Below are 21,538 nucleotides of genomic sequence, written 5' to 3' on the forward strand. Positions count from 1 at the left end.
GAATATGCCTTGGCGAATTTAGGTTAGATATAGGCAGATAACTGCACAGAATTTTATCAATCAACTTCGACGGTATTGTTTTTCAATTAAAGTTCACCATCTTGGCGAAAAACATTTCTGGATCGTCAGAAGTGCCAACATCCGATAAATGTAAGCTTCTAGCGTCTCCCCTCGTAGCCAAGGCCATGAGGGGGCGCCCAGAGAGCCGCTTTCGTGAGGAAATCGCCATTGAGCAGGGCAACTAACTGTGCCGAACTTTAGCTCCCAGGCCGCTCCAGGCGCGTGCTTCCTCCAGTCTGATCCGTCTCAAGGAGGTCCTCCTGGTCCCCCAGGGCCACCATGTCGGTCGACGGTCCGCCGTCACCGGGCACGTGATGACAGGCGCCCTGCAGGGCGCGGAGGAACACAAGAATCAGGAGGCAGAGAGGCAGAGAGGCAGAGAGGCAGAGAGGGACAGAGGGGCAGAGGGACAGAGGGGCAGAGGGACAGAGGGACAGAGGGACAGAGGGACAGAGGGACAGAGGGACAGAGGGACAGAGAAAGGTAGAGGCAGAGAGAGGTAGAAAGTAGATAGCGTGGGGCCGGTCATGGGAGAGGGAGCACCACGGCACACCGCGCGCCCAGGCATCCCACGTCGAGAAGTCCCAAGATGAAGAGGCGTGCTGGCGTGGGGTGACAAGCAGAGCAGGGAACAGCTCAGGCTCTGCGCCGCCAGGGGGCAGAGCCTGAGCCTGAGCTTGAACGGGAAGGTTGAAGTGGAAGGTTGAAGCGGGGGCCTGAAAGACCCGGCCCCCGGCCCACTAACAGGGCATCAAGCGGGGGTTGGCGCGGAAACCCGCTCGGGGTGATTGGCCTGCGCTGAGGCAGAGCTGGCAGACTCGCTCAGGGTAAATCCTGCCACCATCCGCCCCAGTCGATCGGCCTGTTCCAGCAGGTGCTCGGTGGCAGCGGAGGACTCTTCGACCAGACTCGCGTTCTGCTGCGACATGCGGTCCAGCTCCGCCACCGCGATATTGACCTGTGCGATACCTTCGCTCTGCTCTTCCGCCGCCACGCTGATCTCGTCCAGACTCAACGTGACGCGCCCGACCTGTTGAACGATCTCGCCCATGGTCTCGCCCGCACGGCGCACCAGCTCGGTACCGCTGGCCACGCGCTCGCCGGAGGTCTCGATCAAGCTACGAATTTCACGGGACGCCTCGGCGGATCGGGTGGCCAGTTGGCGTACCTCACTGGCCACTACGGCGAAGCCCCGGCCATGCTCCCCGGCCCGGGCCGCCTCCACCGAAGCATTGAGCGCCAGCAGGTTGGTCTGGAAGGCGATACCATCCATCACCTTGACGATGGCGCCGATCTGCACTGAGGACTCGGTGATCGACTCCATGGTGTCCACCACCTGGTCCACCACCTCACCGCCTCGCTCGGCGACGTCGGTGGCCTCCCCCGACTGCCGCCTGGCATCGCGCGAGGCGGCCGCCGTATGCGCCACGGTGCTGGTGATCTCCTCGATCGATGCCGAGGTCTGCTGCAGGCTCGATGCGGTCGTTTCGCTGCGTCGCGACAGGTCCTGCCCTCCCAGTGCGATCTCGCCAGCGGCAACCCGCACCGACTCGCTGCTGTCCCGGATGGTGATCATCACCGCCTCCATGCGCGACACGAAGCGATTGAACGCGCTCGCGATCTGGGCCACCTCATCCTTGCCGTCCTCCGGCAGGCGGCGGGTCAGGTCTCCGTTGCCACTGGCGACGTCGGCCATGGCATCCCGCGCAATCGACAGTCGCTTGAGCGCGAGGGTCAGCAGCACGCTCAGCAGCAGCAGTGCCACCAGACCGACAATCACCAGGGTCCAGAGCGCTGCCTGTGTCACCTGCTGAAGGCTGGCACCGGCCTCCCGGCTGTCCAGGGCAATCACCAGTCGCCAGTCGGTACCGCTGATGGGCGTGGCGAGAAGCTCGCGCTGCCGTCCGCCGATGTCTACGGTGACAGGGCGTGCCTGGTCACCCAGCTGCGTCAGGAAATCCGGCGTCAGACGCTCAGACAGCTCGGTCGCCGGCGCCAGACTCAGCGTGGCATCAGGATGCGCCACCAGGGCTCCCTCCCCATCGACAAGGAAGGCAAAACTGCTCGGCGTCGGCGCGATGTCGGCCACCACATCGATCACACCGTCGATGGTGATATCGCCACCCGCCACCGCCTCGAGCCTGCCCTCATTAAAGAAGGGCGTAGCGAAGGTCACCACCAGCCCCCCCGTGTTGGCATCCTTGTAGGGAGGGGTCACCACGGTCGCTTCAGCCTCAACGGCCTGCTGATACCAGGGGCGCTGACGCGGATCATACTCTGCGGGGGCGTCCCAGCCGTCGGAGAAGATCACATCTCCGCTCGCGGCCTCGGCCAGATAGGTGGTAAGAAAGCCGCCACCGGCCTGCAACTGCAGCAGCGCCGCCAGGGGATCGGCATCGGACACGGCCGGCGCCAGTGCCTCGAGCTGGCGTGCGTGGCTCGACACCCACTCATCGATGGCCACCCGATTGCCTTCGGCGACCGAGGCCAGCTGCTGCGCATCCTGGCGCTCCTGATGGTGATGCAGAATGCTGAGGTTGACCGCTCCATTGATGGCCAGGGCCACCACTATGACGGCCACGGTGGTCAGCAGGAGCCGAAATCTCAAGGAATGAATCATGTCGCTCTCTGTCAAGGGTTACGCCTTGCGGCTGCAAGGTCGACACAAGCGACTATCGGCCATCGAGAATGCCTCTTTAGCCCAAGTTCGACGATTACCCCCTTTGCCTCCCGAATGGCTCCCGAACGGCTCATCGACGATAGGGAAATGGGCCGCGCCCGTCAGGCGCTGACACCCTGCGCGAATCGTCTGGCCTGCCGGCGCTCGCGCCAGGCCTGAAGCCCCCGCCACCACGAGCGCCGCGTTTTTAGCGTCATCTCGCCGATGCAGGTGTCGTCGTCTTCGTCGGACAGCTGCATGTGCGCGCTGGATTGCCCCAGCGCCAGGGCGGTGCCGGTCAGACGTTCGGCTTCCTCCCGTGAGCGCTCGACCATCTGGGCGTTGCGCTGGGTAACAGCATCGATCTCGGCCATCGCCCGATGAATCTGATCGAGGCCCTGATGCTGCTCTCCGGCGGCCTGTTCCAGTTCTGCGATTCGGCCCCCCAACTGCCCGACTGCCGCCGCTATCCCCTGGATCGACAGATCGGCGGCGCGGGACTGCCTCGCGCCATCGGCCACGCTCTTGCTGGAAGCACCGGTCAGGCTGCGAATCTCGCCGGCCGCTTCGGCGCTGCGCGCCGCCAGGCCGCGCACCTCCGCCGCTACCACCGCGAAGCCTCTGCCGTGCTCGCCGGCACGGGCAGCCTCCACCGAGGCATTGAGGGCCAGCAGGTTGGTCTGAAAGGCAATATCGTCGATCAGCTTGACCATCGCCTGCACCTGGTCGGCGTGGCGCTGGATCTCGTCCATGGCCGCCGCCACCGCTGCGACGCCCTCGCTGCCCTTGCTGGCACGCTTGCCCACATCGCCCGCCAGGCGGTTGGCGTCCCCCAGATGCTGCACCGTCTGGGCCACCGTCGCCGTCAATTGCTCGAGGCTGGCGACCGTCTGCTCCAGGGCCGATGCCTGGCGCTGGGTACGGGTGGCCAGTTCGCGACCATCATCGAGCATGCGTTCGGCATTGTGACGCAGGTCATCGCTGGTCTCGCGAATCCCGCGAATGTTCTTCACCAACGCCCGTCGCAGTGACTCCACGCCCCGATACAGCTGGCCCACTTCGCTGCTGCCCATATCGGGCAGGCGACGCTCGAGTCGGCCCTGGGCCATCGCCTCGAAGTGTTCCAGCAGCTGCTTCAACGGGACCAGCAGGTAGCGTCGAACCGTCAGAGCCATTGCCATGGCCAGCACCAGAGCCAGGGTGAGCGCCGCCGCCAGGGCGAGGTTCATGCTGTCTGCCAGGTGCCTGAAGCCGGCAGCCAGTCCCTCTTCCTGCTCCAGCGCCAGGGTGGAAAAGGCCTCCACGCTATCGACAAAGGCCTGGCTCATGCTGGTCAGTCGAGCCTGGCCCGAATCATAGGCGCCAAGGTCTTCCTCCTTGAGCAACATCAGCTGCAGTTCCAGGCCGGTGGATACCAGCGAGCGGAAGTGGCGCTCGAGCGTCGCCTTGTTGTCTGCCTGAGCCTCGCCGACATCGATTGCCATGAAGGCCTCGAAGGCCTCCCTGGCCTCGCTCAGCAGCGTCTCGGCAGAAGCGATCACCGGACCCGGTCGATCGAAGGACGGCACCCGCGTCAGCCTGGCCGCCCGATCCATCTCGGCGCGTGAACGAAAGACCCTGGTCTGGGCAAGATTGAGCAGACGGAACTGACCGACGTGTTCGTCGCGCATTACATCGAAAGCCTCTCGTCCCTGCTGGTTGGCATAAAGGCCCAGTCCACCCAGTCCGACCATCAATATCAGGAAGAGAGACAACGCCAGCAGCCCGCTGGCACGTATGGAGAGCGTTCGAAAAGACGTCATGGAGCGAATATCCCTGGTTGCCCCGCTTCTCGGGCGAGCGGGTGCCGAAGGAATATCAGCAAAACATTACATAAAGATGTCGGCAGACGATGGGGGATCGCCGAGGGGGTAGCCGAGCGCGGCACCTACACCTGCATGTTCATCACATCCCTGTAGGCCGATACCAGGCGATTGCGCACCTGCTGGCCCATCTGAAAGGCCACGCTGGCCTTCTGCATGTCGACCATGACGTCGTTGAGCTCGACCCCCGGCACCCCGGCCTGGAAGGCCTTGGCCTGCGAATCGGCGGTGGCCTTGAGCTCGTTGATGCGCTGGATCGACGACTTCAAGGCGTCGGCGAAGCCTGCGTCGGCCTGGGCCGCCTCGGTGTTGCCCCCCAGTGTCGGGGACGACACCTGGCTGGCCTCGCGGGCCATGGTGGTCATCTGGGCAAGGGCCGATTGCATCGCGGGAGTCGACATGACGGGTCCTGTGTCTCGTTGGCCGGTGACGGAGGCGCATCGCCTCCACGACAGCAAGCCTAACAAGAGCGAGCGCACCGTCATCGAAGCAAATGGCCGCCAAAACATGGGCTATTTCGATCATTGGCTGGCCACAGCCCCGGGATAATGGGCATCAACACAGAACCGGGCACCGCCCGCGGCCACCCGACCCACGGACCACCGGTCATGCCAATGAACAGCCCCCATTTGCCGTCCCCCGACGGGAGTCGTCCATGAGCTCAGCGGCCTCCGCCTCAAGCTCCGGCCCCCTGTCCGGGCTAACGTCCCGTTTACGCGGCAACCCCCTGATTCCCTTGATGATCGGGGGCGCCGCCGCGATTGCTCTGATCATCGCCCTGGTGATGTGGGCCTCGCGCCCACAGTACCGAGTCCTGTTCAGCAATCTCAGCGAAGCCGACGGCGGCGCCATCATCACCGAACTCGATAGCCGCGGGGTGCCTTATCGCTTTTCCGCCGGCGGCCACGCCTTGATGGTGCCGGACGACCAGCTGCACACCCTGCGCCTGCAGCTTGCCGAACAGGGCCTGCCCCACGGCGGCAACGTCGGCCTCGAACTGATGCAGGATCAGGCCTTCGGTATCAGTCAGTTCGCCGAGCAGATCAACTACCAGCGCGGCCTGGAAGGCGAGCTGGCCAGATCCATCGCCTCGTTGGGCCCGGTGGCCAACGCCCGTGTCCATCTGGCCCTGGCCAAGGACTCGGTGTTTGTACGCGAGCGTCAGCCGGCCAAGGCTTCGGTGGTGCTGACACTCGAGCCTGGCCGACGTGTCGGCGAGGGTCAGGTGGCCGCCATGGTCCACCTGGTCTCTTCCAGCGTGCCCGACCTGGCCGGTGAAGACGTCACCGTGATCGACCAGAACGGGCGCCTGCTGTCATCTGCCGACGCTGGCGGCCTGGGGCTGGACGGCTCGCAGCTGGACTACGTCGCCGAAATCGAGCGTTCCTACCAGCGGCGCATCGAGGACATCCTGGCGCCGCTGGTCGGCCATGCCAACGTGCGTGCCCAGGTCACCGCCCAGATCGACTTCTCCCAGCGTGAAGAGACCCAGGAGCGCTACACCCCGAACCAGCCGCCCGCACAGGCGGCGGTCCGCAGTCGCCAGACCAGCCTGGACATCAATGGCCAGGGTGACCTGGCCAGCGGCATTCCCGGCGCCCTGAGTAACACCGCGCCAGGTACCTCCGCGTCACCCATCGACAACGGTGATGACGCGCAGCAGGAGAACGACGAGGCCGCCGCCGATACCGCCGAACAGGAAGAGGCGTCACCGCAACGCCTGCGGCGCGATGACGTCACCAACTACGAGCTGGATCGACAGGTATCGCATGTGCAGTACCAGAAGGGAGGCATCGAACGCCTGTCCGCCGCGGTGGTGGTGAACTACCAGGACGGCGTCGATGAGGAAGGCGAAGCCACTCTCACCCCCCTGTCAGCGGAACAACTCGCCGAGATCGAGGCACTGGTGCGTCAGGCCATGGGCTTCTCGGAAAGCCGCGGCGACGCCCTGTCGGTGGTCAACAGTGCATTCGCCCAGGCACCCGAGGTCGCAGCCCCCACCTGGTGGCAGGACCCGATGGTCCATCAACTGGCCAAGGAACTCGGTCGCTATCTGCTGATCATCCTGGCCGTCGCTCTGCTCTACCTGCTCGTGCTGCGTCCGCTGATCCGTCGTTATACCGAGGCTCCGGTGGCCCCGGCCCCCATGCCCAGCGCCTTCTCGGCACGGGTCGGCGACGACGAGAGCGACGACGAAGAGGCGTCCGAGGGTGACAGCGAGACGACCGACGGTGAGGACGCCACCTACGGCCGCGACAACCGCCGCCGGCGCAAGGCCAGCGCCTACGAACAGAACCTCAACGACCTGCGCGAGCTGGCCCAGGAAGATCCCCGCATGGTCGCCATGATCGTACGCAGCTGGATGAACGCCAATGACTAACATCGAAGCCTCGAGCGGCATCCGCCGCAGCGCCGTACTGCTGCTGGCCCTGGACGAGGACAGCGCGGCGGAAGTGTTCAAGTTTCTCAACGCCAAGGAAATCCAGCAGCTATCGAGGGAGATGACCCAGCTCGGGCAGATCTCCCACGAAGAGATGCGCCGCGTGCTGCAAGACTTCCACACCGAGACCGAGGAATTCATCGGTCTCAACATGAACTCCAGCGAGCACATCCGCTCGGTGTTGACCAAGGCGCTCGGCACCGAACGTGCCTCCAGCCTGATCGAGGACGTCCTCGAAACCGCCGGCACCAGCAGCGGCATCGATGCCCTCAACCTGATGGAGCCGTCCATGGTGGCGGAGCTGATCCGTGACGAGCATCCACAGATCATCGCCACCGTGCTTGTGCACCTCGAGCGCCACCAGGCGGCCGACGTGCTCGAGTTGTTCGACGACAAGCAGCGCAACGACGTGGTACTGCGCATCGCCACCTTCAGCGGCGTCCAGCCGGCGGCACTGCAGGAACTCACCGAAGTGCTCACCAGCATGCTCGACGGCCAAAACCTCAAGCGCAGCAAGATGGGCGGTGTACGTACCGCGGCGGAGATCCTCAACCTGATGAACACCACCCAGGAAGAGGCCGCCATCGACACCGTGCGCGCCCACAGCGAGGACCTGGCTCAGAAGATCATCGACGAGATGTTCCTGTTCGAGAACATCGGCGACCTGGACGACCGCAGCATCCAGCTGTTGCTCAAGGAGATCGAGACCAACAGCCTGGTCATTGCGCTCAAGGGAGCCCCGGAAACGCTCAAGGCCAAGTTCCTGGTCAACATGTCCCAGCGCGCCGCCGACCTGCTGCAGGAAGACATGGACGCCAGAGGGCCCATTCGTATCTCCCAGGTGGAGACCGAGCAGAAGGCCATCCTGCAGGTGGTGCGTCGCCTGGCCGACAACGGCGAAATCGTGCTCAGCGGAGGCGACGAAGCCTATGTCTAGGACACCTCGATTCAGTGAACCTGGCACGCCGGCGAGGAGGGTCTCGGCATGAGCCAATGGCGCCGCTGGAACATGGGCGAGCTGCCCGAGGAAGGCGACGACGGCACCACCGAGGCCGCAGCGACCCCGCGCCCGCCCACTCGCCAGGAACTCGACGACGAGCGCCGCCGGGCCCGCGAGACGGGCCACCGCGAGGGCCATGCCCAGGGCCACCAGAAGGGCTACGACGAGGGCTACCAGAAAGGACTGGCCCAGGGCCTCGAGCAGGGCCTGGCCGAGGGCCGCGCCCGCGCCGAGCAGGAGATCGCCGACGCCCTGAACAGACGCTGTGAAGAGGCCCTGGCACCGCTTGGCCGACTCGTCGACGAGTTCCGCACGGCACTGTCCGAGCTGGACGATGCGGTGGCCGAGGATCTGACCGATCTGGCCCTGGCCACCGGCCGGCAGCTGGCGGATGACGCCCTCAAGGCCCGGCCACGCCAGGTGGTGGAGCTGGTCCAACGGCTTTTGCACACCGATCCGCCACTGGTGGGACGCCAGCGCCTGTGGCTGCACCCGCTCGATCTGCGCCTGGTGGAGCGCCACCTGGGCGAGCAGCTCGAGGCCGCCGGCTGGACCCTGCGCGCCGACGAGCGTCTGCACCGTGGAGGCTGCCGGGTCAGCGGCGAACAGGGCGATATCGACGCCACCTGGGAGCGTCGCTGGCAGGCGGTGAATCGCCAGGTGCGCAGAAGGGCCCCGCGCCACACCCCCGAACCAGAGGATCATGGCGTCGCCCACGAGGACGATGCGCCATGAACGGCCCCCAGATCCACCAGCAGCGCTGGCAGCACGCCCTCAAGGCCGTCGCCCATCGCGTCGAGCCCCTGCCCATGACCAGGGCCACAGGCCGCGTCGTGCGCGCCACCGGCATGGTCATCGAAGCCGTCGGCCTGCAGGTGGCGCTGGGTGACAGCTGTCGCATCGAGCTCCCCGGCACGGCAGATCATACCGCTGCCGGCTCAGCGCACGACTACGCCGAGGCCGAGGTCGTCGGCTTCGCCGGCGATCGCCTGTTCCTGATGCCGCTTGGCGAGATCAGTGGACTGATGCCCGGCGCCCGGGTGCTGCCCCTGGGCGACGGTAGCGTCAATGCCTCGCGGCGCTTTCCGCTGGGCGAGAGCCTGCTGGGCAGGGTCGTTGACGGCACCGGGGCTCCGCTGGACGGTCTCGGTGAGCTGGATGACGCCCCCCGGGCGCCATTGGCCACACCGCCGCTCAACCCCCTGTCTCGTGCTCCCATCGAGGAACAGATCGACGTCGGCATCCGCGCCATCAACGCCCTGCTCAGCGTCGGCCGCGGCCAGCGCATGGGCCTGTTCGCCGGCTCCGGCGTCGGCAAGTCGGTGCTGCTCGGCATGATGGCGCGCTACACCCGAGCCGACGTCATCGTGGTCGGACTGATCGGCGAACGTGGCCGCGAGGTCCAGGACTTCATCGACAACATCCTCGGGCCCGAGGGCCGGCGACGTGCCGTGGTAGTGGCGGCCCCCGCCGACACCTCGCCACTGCAACGACTCAAGGGCGCCGCCTATGCCACCCGCCTGGCCGAAGGCTTTCGCGACGACGGCAAGAACGTGCTGCTGATCATGGACTCGCTGACCCGCTACGCCATGGCCCAGCGCGAGATCGCCCTGGCCATCGGCGAACCTCCGGCGACCAAGGGCTATCCGCCCTCGGTGTTCGCCAAACTGCCGGGGCTGGTGGAGCGCGCCGGCAACGCCGAGCCCGGTGGGGGATCGATTACCGCCTTCTATACCGTGCTGACCGAAGGCGACGACCAGCAGGACCCCATCGCTGACTCCGCCCGCGCCATCCTCGATGGCCACGTGGTGCTGTCGCGCAGCCTGGCGGAATCCGGCCACTACCCCGCCATCGACATCGAAGCCTCGATCAGCCGGGCCATGAACGCCATCGTCGACGACGGCCAGCGCCGCCAGGCCCAGGGATTCAAGGCCATGTTCTCGCGCTACCAGCGCAACCGTGACCTGATCAGCGTGGGCGCCTACCAGCCCGGCCACGACCCTCGCCTGGACGAAGCCGTGCGCCGCTATCCGGATCTGGAAGCCTTTCTGCAACAGCGAATCGACGAATGCGCCACCCTCGAGGCCTCGCGTCAGGCGCTCTCGTCCACCCTGGGAGGAACCCCATGAGAACCCCTCTGGACACCTTGACAGAGCTGGCCCGGGACGCCCGCGACCAGGCGATGCAGCACCTTGCCAGCGCCCGCCGAGACGAGCGTCAGGTCGCCGATCAGCTGTCGTCGCTGGAACACTACCGACAGGAATACGCCGAGCGTCTGCACCAGAACATGCGCAGTGGCATCGATCCGGCCACCCTGCACAATACTCAGCGCTTCCTGCTGTCGCTTGACGATGCCCTGGCCACCGCACGACGAGCGCTCCAGCAACAGCGCCAGAAGGTCAGCGACAGCCAGCGCGAGTGGCAACACGAACAGCAGCGCCTCAGCGCCTACGACACCCTGGCCGAACGCCGTGCCCAGGAAGGCCTGCGCCTGCAGGCCCGCCAGGAACAGCGCTCCAGCGACGACCTGATCAACAGCCGACTGCAGCGCGGCAGCGCCATGCCCGGCGGCTACTGACCTTAAAGGAACTCACCATGGACCTCACCCTGTTGGGCCTGGCAGGCCCCGTTTCTTCCCAGGCCAGTGGCAGCAAGGGCGCCGCCGCACCGGTCGGTGGCGACTTCGCCCAGCGCCTGGCCGCACTCGGCGGCCAGGCGGCCCCCCTCGACAATACCGGGCGTCCCGCCAATGGCCAGGCCAGCGACAAGGCGTTCAGTGATCAGGACCATAGCGAGCCCCAGGACTGGACACTGGCACTGCTGGCCGTTGCCTCATCGGCCCCGGGCCCCCACGGGCAGCCCGCTGCTGGCGCAGACCAGCTGGCGTCATCAGGACTCGGCGCACCAGGCTTGAACGGCGCACCGCGGGACGCTACAGGCGCAGCGCTTGCCGGGCAGCTGCCCGGCGGGGCGCATGCACTGCTGACACAAGGCGGCGCCGCAAGTCAGCAGGCACTGCCGCTGGACGTCGCAGCCCAGGCCACACCGGCGCTCTCGACGTCTCCGCTATCAGGGCCGTCGGCGCAGTCTCAGCTTTCGCCCCAGGTTCGGGCCCAGGTCCAGGTCCAGAATCAGGCCCCAGCACTGCAGAGCGCCGCCCTCGACGCCACCGCCGCCACGGAAAATGCGCCCGCCCAGTCACGCCTGGCACAGGACGCGCTCCCGGCGCTGCATCGACTCCCCAGGGCCAAGCATCCGGTGGATCGCGCTCCCTCGGCGGCGCAGCAGGCAGCCATGGCCGCCGGCAGCAATGCGCAGGGTAATTTACAAGGACAGGCACCCGTTGCCCCGGCGGGCCTCGCACCCGGCGCCCTGGCTCCAGACACGGCCGGCTGGATGGCCCAGGGCACAGGGTCAGGCGCTGCGGAACTGCGTCCCGGCGAGATCCTTGCTGGCGCTGCCCGGGGCGAGGCCGATGCCTCGCTGGATGCCGTGCTCTCGCCCACCGCCTCACAGGCACGGGGCGCGTCGCCCTTTGGCTCCTCCCTGGCCGCCGCCATGCCCCCGGGTACCAATGCCTCACTGTCATTCAACCAGGCCGCCTGGCCGCAGCAGCTCGGCCAGACCCTGGCAAGACTGTCCAGCCAGGGCGGTGCGGGCGAACAGCAGGTCGAGTTACGCCTGCACCCTGCCGAACTCGGCTCGCTGGGGGTGACCCTCAAGCTGGGCGAGCACGGTGCCCAGGCCCAGTTCTTCTCGGCCCACGCCCAGGTGCGCCAGGCCCTTGAGCAGGCCATTCCCCAGCTTCGCGAAGCCCTGGCCGAACAGGGCATCCAGCTCGGTGACGCCTCGGTGAGCGACCAGGGCGCACAGTTTGGCGGCCAGCAACCCTCGGACTCTCGCGGCCAGACATCGCTGGCAGCCTCCGGCCAGGGCAAGGGCGAGTCGATGGAGCCGGCCACCACGGCAAGCTCTGCCCCTGACCAGCGCCACGACTCAGACGATGGCCGCGTGGACATCTACGCCTGACGCATAGGGCTGGGTACGCGCCTGGCCTGCGCCTGACCCACGCCCTTCCAGGCACCCCCTGCCGCTACACAGCGTGAGCGGCGGGGCTCTCCCTCACAAATACCCAAGATAGGCACGAACTCGGTGCCTGTTCTCGCCATCGATCGCCGATGCCTGACGGCATACTAAAGATGTGGCACGCCCGCACGCTAGTACATTACCGCCCCTCGAGGGGCCACAGGCTCAGGACTTCAGGACATGGCGAAATCTCGACGGCTCATCTGGTGTCTGGTGATCCTGGTCATCCTCGCATCCTTCGGTGCCGCGGCCGGGTTCTACCTGCTGTACCAGGAAAAGGCGCACGCAGAATCAGCAGACACCTTCGGCGAGCATATGGCCCAGGCCAGCACCGGCGCGGTCGAAGATACGGCGCCCATCTACCTGAAGCTGGAGCCCTTCACCGTCAACCTGGCCGAAGACAACGCCGGACCGCGCCTGTTGTACGCCGGCCTGACCCTCAAGCTCAGCGATGACGCTAGCCTCGAGACGCTGGAACAGCACCGTCCCCAGGTGCGTAACCAGCTGTTGTTGCTGCTGTCGGACCGCGAGGCCGAGACACTGGTCAGCGCATCGGGCAAGAAGGCCCTGGCCGAGGATATCGTCGCCACCCTGGAAGACGTGCTCGGCCCCGAGCGTCCGCGCATCCATATCGATGATGTGCTGTTCACCGAGTTCATCGTCCAATAGGTCGCCCCCATGTCTCAAGACGATCTCCTGTCCCAGGAAGAAATCGACGCACTGCTCAAGGGCGTCAGCGGCGACGACGATGCCGAGGGCGAAGACAACGCAGCTCGAGGGCGCTTGCGCCCCTTCGATCCGGCCAATCAGCAGCGCATCATCCGCGAGCGTCTGCAGGCTCTGGACATCATCAACGAGCGCTTCGCCCGCCACTTCCGCACCGGCATGTTCAACCTGCTGCGGCGCAGCGCCGACATCAGCGTCGACGCCGTGCGCTACCTCAGCTACAGCGAGTTCTCGCGCAACGTGCCGGTGCCCACCAACATCAACATCATCGCCATGAAACCGCTCAAGGGCTCGGCCCTGATCGTGTTTCCCCCGAGCCTGGTGTTCATGGTGGTGGACAACCTGTTCGGCGGTGACGGCCGCTTCGTCACCAAGTCCGAAGGGCGCGAGTTCACCAATACCGAACAGCGCATCATCCAGCGCGTGCTGAACATGGCCATCGATGGCTACAGCGAGGCCTGGAAGTCCGTCTACCCGCTGGACATCAGTTACCTGCGCTCGGAGATGCAGTCCAAGTTCGCCAACATCACCAACTCGCCCAACGAGATCGTGGTCAGTACCAGCTTCCATCTGGAGGTCGGCAACCTCTCGTCCAGCTTCCAGATCTGCATGCCCTACAGCATGATCGAACCGCTCAAGGACCTGCTGACCAACCCGTTGAGCGAGAACAGTCGCGACAAGGACGGCGCCTTCCACCGGCGTATGGCCGGCGAGCTGCGTCATCCAGAGGTAGAGCTGGTGGCCAACTTCGCCACCATCGACTCGCGCATCGCCGAGGTGATGGCGCTGAAGGTCGGTGACATCCTGCCGCTCGAACTGCCCGATACCGTCACCGCCCAGGTCGACGAAGTGCCGGTGATGGAATGCGAATACGGCAGCCAGCGCGACCAGCGCGCCCTCCGAGTCCTGCGGATGTTCGACCACGCCGCCGGTCACCAGCCCAGCAACGCCTTCGTCAAAGGCTCTCGGCCTCCTTCCAAGGAATCGCACCATGACTGACCCCAATAAACCCGACTCCCCTGTCGGCGACGACGACTGGGCCGCCGCCATGTCCGAACAAAAGGACGATGCCACCAGCGATGGCGCTGGCGAGGACGACCCCTGGGCCGATGCCATGGCCGAACAGCAGGCCGCCGAGGAAAACCCGGGCGAGCAGGCCCCAGAAGATACCCCTGCCGCAGCGCGCGCCGCAGGAGACAGCGTGTTCCGCCCGCTCGGTGAAAGCACCTCCTCCAGCGCTGCCCGCGAGCTCGACATGATCATGGATATCCCGGTCAAGCTGACCGTGGAGCTTGGTCGCACCCGCCTGACCATCAAGCAGTTGCTGGAACTGGCCCAGGGCTCGGTGGTGGAACTGGAGGGGCTGGCCGGCGAGCCGATGGACATCCTGATCAACGGCTACCTGATCGCCCAGGGCGAAGTCGTGGTGGTCGAAGACCGCTACGGCATCCGTATCACCGAGATCATCACCCCCTCCGAGCGGGTGCAGAAGCTCAACCGATGAACGAAACCACCTCCAGCGCCGCCGTCGACGGACTGGCCCAGGGAGGCGACAGCCTGCTGGGACTGGCCATGCTGGGCAAGACCGCCGCCGCCCTGGCACTGATCATCGCCATCTTGCTGGGCCTTTCCGCCTGGCTGAAGCGGCGGGGCGGCGGCTTTCACGGCCAGCAGTCCCGGCTCAAGGTGGTCGGCTCCACCGCCGTCGGTCAGCGCGAGCGCGTGGTGGTGGTCCAGGTCCAGGATCGCTGGCTGGTGCTCGGCGTCGGCGGCGGTCAGGTCAATCGGCTGGACAGCCTGCCCGCTCCGACCGACGAGGCGACGCCCGCCCAGCCGGACGCGCCACAGGGTGACAGCTTTGGCGAGCGCCTGGGCCAGGCTCTCAAGGCCAACCTTGGTCGGCGAGAGCGGTGATGCAACAGTTGATGCTTCTTCAGCGCTGTCTCTCCTCCCGTCCCTGGACGCCACTTGTGGCCAGCCTCGGACTGGTCCTGGTTGTCTGTCTGCTGGCTGCCGGTCCGGCCCAGGCCCAGCAGATCCCGGGCCTGATCAGTGAACCCATGGCCGACGGCGGGCAGAAATGGTCGCTGTCGCTGCAGACCCTGCTGCTGCTCAGCGCCATGGCCTTTCTGCCCACGGCGCTGCTGATGATGACCAGCTTTACCCGCATCATCATCGTGCTGAGCCTGCTGCGTACCGCCATGGGCACCGCCTCGACGCCGCCCAACCAAGTGCTGCTGGGCCTGGCGCTGTTTCTGACCGCCTTCATCATGTCGCCGGTGCTCAGCGACGTTTACCAGGACGCCTGGCTGCCGCTGTCCACCGACGCCATCGATTTTGGCCAGTTCATCGAGCTCGCCCAGCAGCCCTTTCGCGAGTTCATGCTGGGCCAGACCCGAGAGCCGGACCTCGCCATGTTCGCCCGACTGTCCGAGGTCGGCCCCCTGGCCGGTCCCGAGGACGTGCCGTTGCAGGTGCTGGTACCGGCGTTCGTCACCAGCGAGCTGAAGACCGCCTTCCAGATCGGCTTCACCATCTTCATCCCCTTTCTGATCATCGACCTGGTGGTCGCCAGCGTGCTGATGTCACTGGGCATGATGATGGTCCCGCCGGTGACCATTTCGATGCCGTTCAAGCTGATGCTGTTCGTGCTGGTGGACGGCTGGCAGCTGATCATCGGCTCGATGGCGGAAAGCTTCTATTTATAGGCCCCCGACGACAGGGCCCCGGCACAGGCCTACGGGCCCAGACAAGGCGACGCCAGCAAGGAGACTCGTCATGCATCCCGAAACCGTCATGAGTTTGGCCTACCAGGGCATGCGCGTGACCCTGCTGCTGGGTGCGCCGCTGCTGCTTACCGCGCTGTTCACCGGCCTGCTGGTCAGCCTGTTCCAGGCCGCTACCCAGATCAACGAGATGACGCTGTCGTTCATTCCCAAGATCCTGGCCGTGTTTGCCGTGCTGGTGCTGGCCGGTCCCTGGCTGCTGCAGCTGATCATCACCTTCACCCGGGAGCTGTTTACCAGTATCCCGGCGCTGGTGTCCTGAGCCGGGCCACCTGCGCTGAAGCCACCGGCCCTATCCCCGAGGCGCCCGCGTCCTGATGGTCGAGATCACCTTCACCCAGCTGCATGCCTGGCTCAGCCTGTTCCTGTGGCCGTTCATGCGCATCACCGCGCTGATGTTGAGCGCCCCCCTGTGGGGCCACAGCGCGGTGCCTACCCAGGCCAAGATCGGGCTGGCCGGTGCCATCAGCGTGGTCATCTCGCCGATGCTGCCACCGCTGCCCGATGTCCCGGTGGCCTCTTGGGCGGGCTTCGGCCTGGTGGTCGAACAGCTGATCATCGGCGTGGCCATGGGCCTGTGCGTGCGGATCATCCTGGTGGTGGTACAGGCCACCGGTGAATTTATCGGGCTGCAGATGGGCCTGGCCTTCGCCACCTTCTTCGATCCTTCCAGCGGCACCAACATGGTCGTGATCTCGCGCTTCCTGTACATGATCACGCTACTGATGTTCCTGGCGGTGAATGGCCACCTGATCGTGCTGGAACTGTTGATCACCAGCTTCGAGACCCTGCCCATCGGCATCCAGCGCTTCAACCCTGAAGCCTTCATCCTGCTGGCCCGCTACGGCGGCACCATCTTTGCCACCGGCTTGCTGCTGGCGCTGCCACTGGTCGCCCCGCTGCTGACCATCAACCTGGCACTCGGCATCCTCAATCGCGCAGCACCCCAGCTGACCGTATTCAATATCGGCTTCCCCACTTCTCTCAGCGTCGGCCTGGCACTGCTGATGGTTCTGATGACCGACCTCGGTCGCTTTCTGCAGCGCCACTTCCACCAGGGTCTGGATTTCCTGCAGTCGCTGCTCGACACCCTGGCGCCCCTGGCGAGCTGAAGCGACGGGAAGCGACCTGCAGCCAGGCGCGATATCAGACTCGAGAACGCCCCCGATCAAGCCGTGACCCATCGGGCTGCAGGCAGCGGCACACCCGAGACCAGGGCGGCTAGCGCCACGCTGATACGATAGATACCCGATCATCGGCGAGATGCAGGCACGCATGGGCGCTTCACCACACACGGACGAGCAGGACAGGCAGCCCACCGCCCTGACGGCGAATGCTCCGACAGACAACCAGGCCTCGACAGACAACCAGGCCCTGACAGACAACCAGGCCCCCACAGACAACCAGGCCCTGACGGCGACCGATGCGCTGGCCCGGCTGCCGATACTCGCCCCCTGCCTGCCGGAATTTTCCCGCATTCGGCCCTGGCGTCAGCGCCACCGTTGCCGCCCCGCCGCGGTGCTCGGCTGGGGCAACCGGGGGACCACCCGTCGCGCCAGGCGCCTGGCGACGGACAAGGGCCTGCCCTTCGTCGCCCTGGAAGACGGTTTCCTGCGCTCCTGGGGGCCCGCCGACGAAGGCTTCGCCAGCCTCTCCCTGGTGGTGGATCATAGCGGCATCCACTACGACGCCTCCCGGCCCTCCGATCTCGAGACCCTGATCAACCACGCCGACATCGACGCCACCGAGGAGGCACGGGCCAACGCCTTGATGGCGCGCCTGCGGCTCGCCCGTCTGTCCAAGTACAACCACGCCCCTGACATTCGACTGGAAGATTCGTCCCGCTCCCGGGTACTGGTGGTGGACCAGACCCGAGACGACGCCTCCATTGTCGGCGGCCGGGCCTCGGAGGCCACCTTTGTTCACATGCTTGAGCAGGCTCTGGACAGCCATCCCGAGGCCGAAATCCTGATCAAGGTCCATCCCGAGGTGATCGCCGGGCGACGCCAGGGCCACCTGCTGGGGGCCGCCGGCCGTCCCCGCTGCCGCCTGATCACCGACGACATCAATCCCTGGGCCCTGTTCGACGTGGTCGAGGCGGTCCATGTGGTCACCAGTCAACTCGGCTTCGAGGCGCTGCTGGCGGGCCTGCCGGTCACCTGTCACGGCCAGCCGTTCTATGCCGGCTGGGGCCTAACCCAGGACCGACAACGCTGTGCGCGGCGTCAGCGACCGGCATCCCTGGCCCGGGTATTCGCCGCCGCCTACCTGCGCTACACACGCTACGCCAACCCCTATACCGGCGAGCCAGCGACGCTGGATGACACCCTGGACCTGCTGGAGGATCAGCGCCGTCAGATACAGCGCGGCGCCGGGCACTGGCGATGCTACGGTCTGTCGCGCTGGAAGCGCGGCTTCGTGACGGACTTCCTCGGCCCCCTGTCCCGGGTCGAACAGCTGCCACTGAGCTCGCTGAAATCGACCGATTCATCGTCTGAAACGGCATCCGACCCAGCACCCACGCCAGTGAATCATCTGGTGTGGGGCAGCCAATATCCCCGAAGAGACGATGTCCATCGCATGGAAGACGGTTTCCTGCGCTCGGTGGGCCTCGGCATCGATCTCACTCGGCCGCTGTCGCTGGTCATCGACGGGGCCGGCATCCACTACGACCCCACCCGTCCCAGCGAGCTCGAGGAACTGATCGAAAATGGCGAGTTCAGCCCGCGGGACCACCTGCGCGCACGCAGGCTGATCTCGCGGCTGGTACAACGGGGTCTATCCAAGTACAACGACGGCCACGACGCCTCGCCCAAGCCCGGTTTGCCAGCGCTGCCCACCGATCGTCCCCGGCTGCTGGTGATCGGCCAGGTGGAAAGTGACGCTTCGGTACGTCACGGTGCCTGCGAGATCCGCACCAATCGCGCCCTGCTTGCAGAGGTGCGCCGCCGCCACCCCAACGCCTTCCTGCTCTATCGTCCCCATCCGGACGTGGTCGCCGGCGTACGCCAGGGCGAGCAGGTTCCCGCCGAGGCCTACGATGTGCTGGCAGCAGAGGGCAACATCACTGCCCTGATCGATCAGGTCGACGAGGTTCATACCCTGACCTCCCTGGCGGGCTTCGAGGCGCTACTCCGCAATCGCCCGGTGATTACCTATGGCCTGCCGTTCTACGCCGGCTGGGGACTGACCCGGGATGAGGCAGCGACGCCCCCTCGGCGATGTCGGCGCGCCACCCTGGAAGAACTGGTCGCAGCGGCACTGATCCACTATCCCGGCTACGTGGACCCCGTTACCCGCCAGCCGATCAACGTCGAGACCGCGATCACCTTGCTCGAACGCCAACGCCAGCAAGGGCCAAGGCTGAGGCTGTGGCAACGCCTCTACCGACACGTCCGGCGCTATCTGTACGGGCGCTATTGAGACGGAGCGCCAGTCCTTGCCCCTTTGCCCCTTTGCCACCACAGGAGGACTCGACAGATGACGGCCCCCCAGCGCCTGATCCTGATTACCGGTGCCACCGGCGCCATCGGCGGCGCCCTGGCGCGCCACTACGCCAGGCCAGGGCATCATCTGGTGCTTCATGGGCGTCGCCAGGACACGCTGGCAGAGATAGGGCAGCGCTGTCGCGACCAAGGCGCCGAGGTCAGCCTGGCGAGCGGCCCCCTGGAAGACAACGACGCCCGACAGGCCTGGCTTGCGGGACTGTCACGGACGCCGGATATCGTGATCATGTGCGCCGGCATCAACACCGGCGTGGTCGATCGCCGCGACGGCGAATCGCTTCAGGCAGGACGTCAGCTGATGGAAATCAATCTACGCGTGCCAATGGAAATGGCACGCCAGCTGGCCCCTGCCATGCAGCTCCGAGGCCGCGGCCAGCTGGTCTTCATCAGCTCGCTGGCCGCCTGGCATGGGCTGCCGGTCACCCCCAGCTACAGCGCCAGCAAGGCTGGTATCAAGGCCTACGCCGAGGCTCTGCGCGGAGGACTCGCCAGCGATGGCGTCGGCGTCACCCTGGTGATGCCAGGCTACGTGGATTCGGCCATGGCCCGGGCGATGCCCGGCCCCAAGCCATTCATGTGTTCCCCCGAAAGGGCGGCCCGGCGCATCGCCAGGGCCATCGACGCCAATCGTCCGAGGGTCAGCTTCCCGCTGCCACTGTGCCTCGCCACCCAGGGACTGACCCTGTTGCCGCCGAGGCTGGCACAGGCCTTGATGCGATGGTTCGGCTACGGCGTGCCCTGATGTCGTCGGCACTAGGCACCAGGGAAGCAGTGGCCACATAAGCCCCTGCTGCTGATGCCTGAATTTCATCTATTACGTCGGTTTTGACAGCATCTTTGCCGATAAAACGCCAACTCTCCCTCGCACAGGCATTATCTGCACAGGATTCCGCACCCCACGCTCCTTGATGCTTAACAATGGCCGTCACTCATGCCAACTCCTGAAGTCGACGTCATCGACCACTGATCATCACGATCGCCCCGCCGGTGTCAGGCGCTACGCCAGACATCCTGGCAGGAAGCCGACTTCACCCATCAAGGCAGGTCCCATGAACGAGCCAGAGTTCTTCCCGATGCCCCGTGCCTCACGCCACTGCTCCTCCCCCTTGTGTGCCTGGAGATACCTTCCCCTCGCCCTGATCCTTGGCAGCGCCTCGTCGAGTGCCCTTGCACTTGACGTCGACCTCGCGCCACTCGACCAGAGCGCCACCACCTTCGTCGGCACCCTGGAAGATCGCCCCCTGACCCTGGAGTTGCTCGGTCAGGAGGCGGTGACCGGAGGAAGCCGCGTGTTCGTGCGCATCAATGACAGACCCGTCACCCTGAGGCTGCCTGCGGGCATCACCCTGGCAGAGGTCGATGGTCAGACCCCGGTGGTGCTCACCGACGGCGAAGGCAGGGTGCTGCTCGCCGGGCGCCTCGATGCGCTTGGCCGCGATCGCACCCTCGCCCTGGCCGATGCACTGGGCCTGCTGGAACTCGACCAGACCCTGTATGGCGCCCAGAAACAGGCTATGGCCCAGAACTTTCGGCCGGTCACCCAGCGCATCGACGCCACCATGGCGCCACTCGGCGACGGTCCCTATCAGCGTCCGCCGGGGATAAGTGTCTGGAGCACCGCCGAGATCGGCGATCTCGACGGCGACACCCGAAGTTCGGACTACTCCGGCGATGGCAAGGTCGCCCTGCTGGGCATCGACTACCGCTACCGCAACCTGCTGGTCGGCGTGGCCGCCGGCAAGAGCGAGATGTACCTGGATGGAAAAAGTGGTGGCCACACCGACCTGGGCGGCGAGATGGTCGCGCCCTACGCCGCCATCGCCCTGCTGAACGACCGCCTGGTGCTGGACGCTACCTTGCTGTTTCAGGACCTGGACGGCAGCGCACGACGCGACTATCTGGTCGAGGGCATCGATCTCGACGGCGATCGCTGGGGAGCGCGCGGCGCCGCCACCTACCATCTGCCGAGCTATCAGCTGACGAGCCAGCACCGGATCGACTCAAGCCTGACCCTGGGTGGGACCTATCTGGATGACGATGTGGATGGCGACTACCTGCAGGCGGAAACCGACTACGGCGAAGAAACCGGCGAAGTCTTTGCCGGCGTTCGACTGGGTGCCGACGTCTTCACCGGCCGCCTGTTCGGTGGCCTGCTCTACCACTACGACGTGTCCAGCGACGTGGATGACGACGCCGACTTTCTCGAAGGGAGCGATGACGATCGTACCGTGCTGGAGCTCGGTGCCACCCAGCGACTCGGCCGCGGCGTGGACGTTACCCTCGCGGGCCAGACGACACTGGGCAGCAGCGCTACCGAATACGACGTGATCAGCGCCTCGCTGTCCTACGACTTCTAGGCCTTCCAGGACCGCCTGAGGGAACAGGCTTGTGCTCGAGCATTGGTCCCGCAACG

At 65.9% G+C, this 21,538-nt stretch carries 19 protein-coding genes; 16 read left to right on the forward strand and 3 right to left on the reverse strand.

Going from position 1 to position 21,538, the window contains the following annotated elements:
* Nucleotides 1-811: 811 nt before the first annotated feature.
* The 3 genes from NFI08_RS04325 to fliE form a co-directional block, all read right to left on the reverse strand.
* Nucleotides 812-2,680 carry a methyl-accepting chemotaxis protein gene (locus NFI08_RS04325; protein ID WP_349587472.1) on the reverse strand — a complete coding sequence of 623 codons (1,869 nt, stop codon included), beginning with the start codon at nt 2,678-2,680 and terminating at the stop codon, nt 812-814.
* Nucleotides 2,681-2,841: 161 nt separating this feature from the next.
* Nucleotides 2,842-4,521 carry a methyl-accepting chemotaxis protein gene (locus NFI08_RS04330; protein WP_349587475.1) on the reverse strand — a complete coding sequence of 560 codons (1,680 nt, stop codon included), beginning with the start codon at nt 4,519-4,521 and terminating at the stop codon, nt 2,842-2,844.
* A 125-nt stretch (nt 4,522-4,646) separates the two neighbouring features.
* On the reverse strand, nt 4,647-4,982 hold the full coding sequence (gene fliE / locus NFI08_RS04335; RefSeq protein WP_045992432.1) for a flagellar hook-basal body complex protein FliE: 336 nt from the start codon (nt 4,980-4,982) through the stop codon (nt 4,647-4,649).
* Between the two features lie 254 nt (nt 4,983-5,236).
* Between fliE and fliF the strand changes: the two genes are divergently transcribed.
* The 16 genes from fliF (at nt 5,237) to NFI08_RS04415 (ending at nt 21,482) form a co-directional block, all read left to right on the forward strand.
* Nucleotides 5,237-6,961 carry a flagellar basal-body MS-ring/collar protein FliF gene (gene fliF / locus NFI08_RS04340; protein WP_349587478.1) on the forward strand — a complete coding sequence of 575 codons (1,725 nt, stop codon included), beginning with the start codon at nt 5,237-5,239 and terminating at the stop codon, nt 6,959-6,961.
* On the forward strand, nt 6,954-7,958 hold the full coding sequence (gene fliG / locus NFI08_RS04345) for a flagellar motor switch protein FliG (protein WP_108132073.1): 1,005 nt from the start codon (nt 6,954-6,956) through the stop codon (nt 7,956-7,958). The genes fliF and fliG overlap by 8 nt, the downstream gene beginning before the upstream one ends.
* Before the next feature lie 48 nt (nt 7,959-8,006).
* Entirely contained in the window at nt 8,007-8,756 is a 750-nt protein-coding gene (gene fliH, locus NFI08_RS04350) for a flagellar assembly protein FliH (RefSeq protein WP_045992435.1), read from the forward strand.
* On the forward strand, nt 8,753-10,150 hold the full coding sequence (gene fliI, locus NFI08_RS04355) for a flagellar protein export ATPase FliI (protein WP_045992436.1): 1,398 nt from the start codon (nt 8,753-8,755) through the stop codon (nt 10,148-10,150). The genes fliH and fliI overlap by 4 nt, the downstream gene beginning before the upstream one ends.
* Nucleotides 10,147-10,599 carry a flagellar export protein FliJ gene (fliJ, locus tag NFI08_RS04360; RefSeq protein WP_108132071.1) on the forward strand — a complete coding sequence of 151 codons (453 nt, stop codon included), beginning with the start codon at nt 10,147-10,149 and terminating at the stop codon, nt 10,597-10,599. Before fliI ends, fliJ begins: the two co-directional genes overlap by 4 nt.
* Before the next feature lie 17 nt (nt 10,600-10,616).
* The gene (locus NFI08_RS04365; protein WP_349587485.1) at nt 10,617-12,050 is read left to right on the forward strand and encodes a flagellar hook-length control protein FliK; all 1,434 of its coding nucleotides are present in this window, start codon (nt 10,617-10,619) and stop codon (nt 12,048-12,050) included.
* Between the two features lie 237 nt (nt 12,051-12,287).
* Complete coding sequence (gene fliL, locus NFI08_RS04370) at nt 12,288-12,776, forward strand: flagellar basal body-associated protein FliL (RefSeq protein ID WP_045992438.1); 489 nt, start codon at nt 12,288-12,290, stop codon at nt 12,774-12,776.
* Nucleotides 12,777-12,785: 9 nt separating this feature from the next.
* Nucleotides 12,786-13,832: a flagellar motor switch protein FliM gene (fliM, locus tag NFI08_RS04375; protein WP_045992439.1), complete on the forward strand. Its 1,047-nt coding sequence runs from the start codon at nt 12,786-12,788 to the stop codon at nt 13,830-13,832.
* A complete protein-coding gene (fliN, locus tag NFI08_RS04380) occupies nt 13,825-14,337 on the forward strand; it encodes a flagellar motor switch protein FliN (RefSeq protein WP_045992440.1) in 513 nt (170 codons plus the stop codon). Before fliM ends, fliN begins: the two co-directional genes overlap by 8 nt.
* A complete protein-coding gene (gene fliO / locus NFI08_RS04385) occupies nt 14,334-14,747 on the forward strand; it encodes a flagellar biosynthetic protein FliO (protein WP_045992441.1) in 414 nt (137 codons plus the stop codon). Before fliN ends, fliO begins: the two co-directional genes overlap by 4 nt.
* Nucleotides 14,747-15,541, forward strand: coding sequence for a flagellar type III secretion system pore protein FliP (gene fliP, locus NFI08_RS04390; protein WP_240184212.1), 795 nt, complete (start codon nt 14,747-14,749; stop codon nt 15,539-15,541). Before fliO ends, fliP begins: the two co-directional genes overlap by 1 nt.
* A gap of 70 nt (nt 15,542-15,611) precedes the next feature.
* Entirely contained in the window at nt 15,612-15,881 is a 270-nt protein-coding gene (fliQ, locus tag NFI08_RS04395; protein WP_045992443.1) for a flagellar biosynthesis protein FliQ, read from the forward strand.
* A gap of 55 nt (nt 15,882-15,936) precedes the next feature.
* Nucleotides 15,937-16,731 (forward strand): flagellar biosynthetic protein FliR, encoded by a 795-nt coding sequence (gene fliR / locus NFI08_RS04400; RefSeq protein WP_045992444.1) that lies wholly within the window; start codon nt 15,937-15,939, stop codon nt 16,729-16,731.
* Between the two features lie 163 nt (nt 16,732-16,894).
* Nucleotides 16,895-19,042, forward strand: coding sequence for a capsule polysaccharide biogenesis protein (locus tag NFI08_RS04405; protein WP_349587492.1), 2,148 nt, complete (start codon nt 16,895-16,897; stop codon nt 19,040-19,042).
* Nucleotides 19,043-19,099: 57 nt separating this feature from the next.
* Nucleotides 19,100-19,867 (forward strand): SDR family NAD(P)-dependent oxidoreductase, encoded by a 768-nt coding sequence (locus NFI08_RS04410; RefSeq protein ID WP_349587495.1) that lies wholly within the window; start codon nt 19,100-19,102, stop codon nt 19,865-19,867.
* Between the two features lie 307 nt (nt 19,868-20,174).
* On the forward strand, nt 20,175-21,482 hold the full coding sequence (locus NFI08_RS04415) for an autotransporter outer membrane beta-barrel domain-containing protein (RefSeq protein WP_349587498.1): 1,308 nt from the start codon (nt 20,175-20,177) through the stop codon (nt 21,480-21,482).
* Nucleotides 21,483-21,538 lie beyond the last annotated feature (56 nt).

The organism is Halomonas sp. EF61, from assembly GCF_040147045.1.
Classification (GTDB): Bacteria; Pseudomonadota; Gammaproteobacteria; order Pseudomonadales; family Halomonadaceae; genus Halomonas; species Halomonas litopenaei.

What these genes read in the sequence shown, in the direction of transcription:
- NFI08_RS04365 (WP_349587485.1), top strand. Translation starts at nt 10,617, where the DNA reads ATGGACCTCACCCTGTTGGGCCTGGCAGGCCCCGTTTCTTCCCAGGCC.
- fliL (WP_045992438.1), top strand. Translation starts at nt 12,288, where the DNA reads ATGGCGAAATCTCGACGGCTCATCTGGTGTCTGGTGATCCTGGTCATC.
- fliF (WP_349587478.1), top strand. Translation starts at nt 5,237, where the DNA reads ATGAGCTCAGCGGCCTCCGCCTCAAGCTCCGGCCCCCTGTCCGGGCTA.
- fliM (WP_045992439.1), top strand. Translation starts at nt 12,786, where the DNA reads ATGTCTCAAGACGATCTCCTGTCCCAGGAAGAAATCGACGCACTGCTC.
- NFI08_RS04405 (WP_349587492.1), top strand. Translation starts at nt 16,895, where the DNA reads ATGGGCGCTTCACCACACACGGACGAGCAGGACAGGCAGCCCACCGCC.
- fliR (WP_045992444.1), top strand. Translation starts at nt 15,937, where the DNA reads ATGGTCGAGATCACCTTCACCCAGCTGCATGCCTGGCTCAGCCTGTTC.
- NFI08_RS04330 (WP_349587475.1), bottom strand. Translation starts at nt 4,521, where the DNA reads ATGACGTCTTTTCGAACGCTCTCCATACGTGCCAGCGGGCTGCTGGCG.
- fliI (WP_045992436.1), top strand. Translation starts at nt 8,753, where the DNA reads ATGAACGGCCCCCAGATCCACCAGCAGCGCTGGCAGCACGCCCTCAAG.
- fliH (WP_045992435.1), top strand. Translation starts at nt 8,007, where the DNA reads ATGAGCCAATGGCGCCGCTGGAACATGGGCGAGCTGCCCGAGGAAGGC.
- fliE (WP_045992432.1), bottom strand. Translation starts at nt 4,982, where the DNA reads ATGTCGACTCCCGCGATGCAATCGGCCCTTGCCCAGATGACCACCATG.
- NFI08_RS04415 (WP_349587498.1), top strand. Translation starts at nt 20,175, where the DNA reads ATGAACGAGCCAGAGTTCTTCCCGATGCCCCGTGCCTCACGCCACTGC.
- fliQ (WP_045992443.1), top strand. Translation starts at nt 15,612, where the DNA reads ATGCATCCCGAAACCGTCATGAGTTTGGCCTACCAGGGCATGCGCGTG.
- fliG (WP_108132073.1), top strand. Translation starts at nt 6,954, where the DNA reads ATGACTAACATCGAAGCCTCGAGCGGCATCCGCCGCAGCGCCGTACTG.
- fliO (WP_045992441.1), top strand. Translation starts at nt 14,334, where the DNA reads ATGAACGAAACCACCTCCAGCGCCGCCGTCGACGGACTGGCCCAGGGA.
- fliN (WP_045992440.1), top strand. Translation starts at nt 13,825, where the DNA reads ATGACTGACCCCAATAAACCCGACTCCCCTGTCGGCGACGACGACTGG.
- NFI08_RS04325 (WP_349587472.1), bottom strand. Translation starts at nt 2,680, where the DNA reads ATGATTCATTCCTTGAGATTTCGGCTCCTGCTGACCACCGTGGCCGTC.
- fliP (WP_240184212.1), top strand. Translation starts at nt 14,747, where the DNA reads ATGCAACAGTTGATGCTTCTTCAGCGCTGTCTCTCCTCCCGTCCCTGG.
- NFI08_RS04410 (WP_349587495.1), top strand. Translation starts at nt 19,100, where the DNA reads ATGACGGCCCCCCAGCGCCTGATCCTGATTACCGGTGCCACCGGCGCC.
- fliJ (WP_108132071.1), top strand. Translation starts at nt 10,147, where the DNA reads ATGAGAACCCCTCTGGACACCTTGACAGAGCTGGCCCGGGACGCCCGC.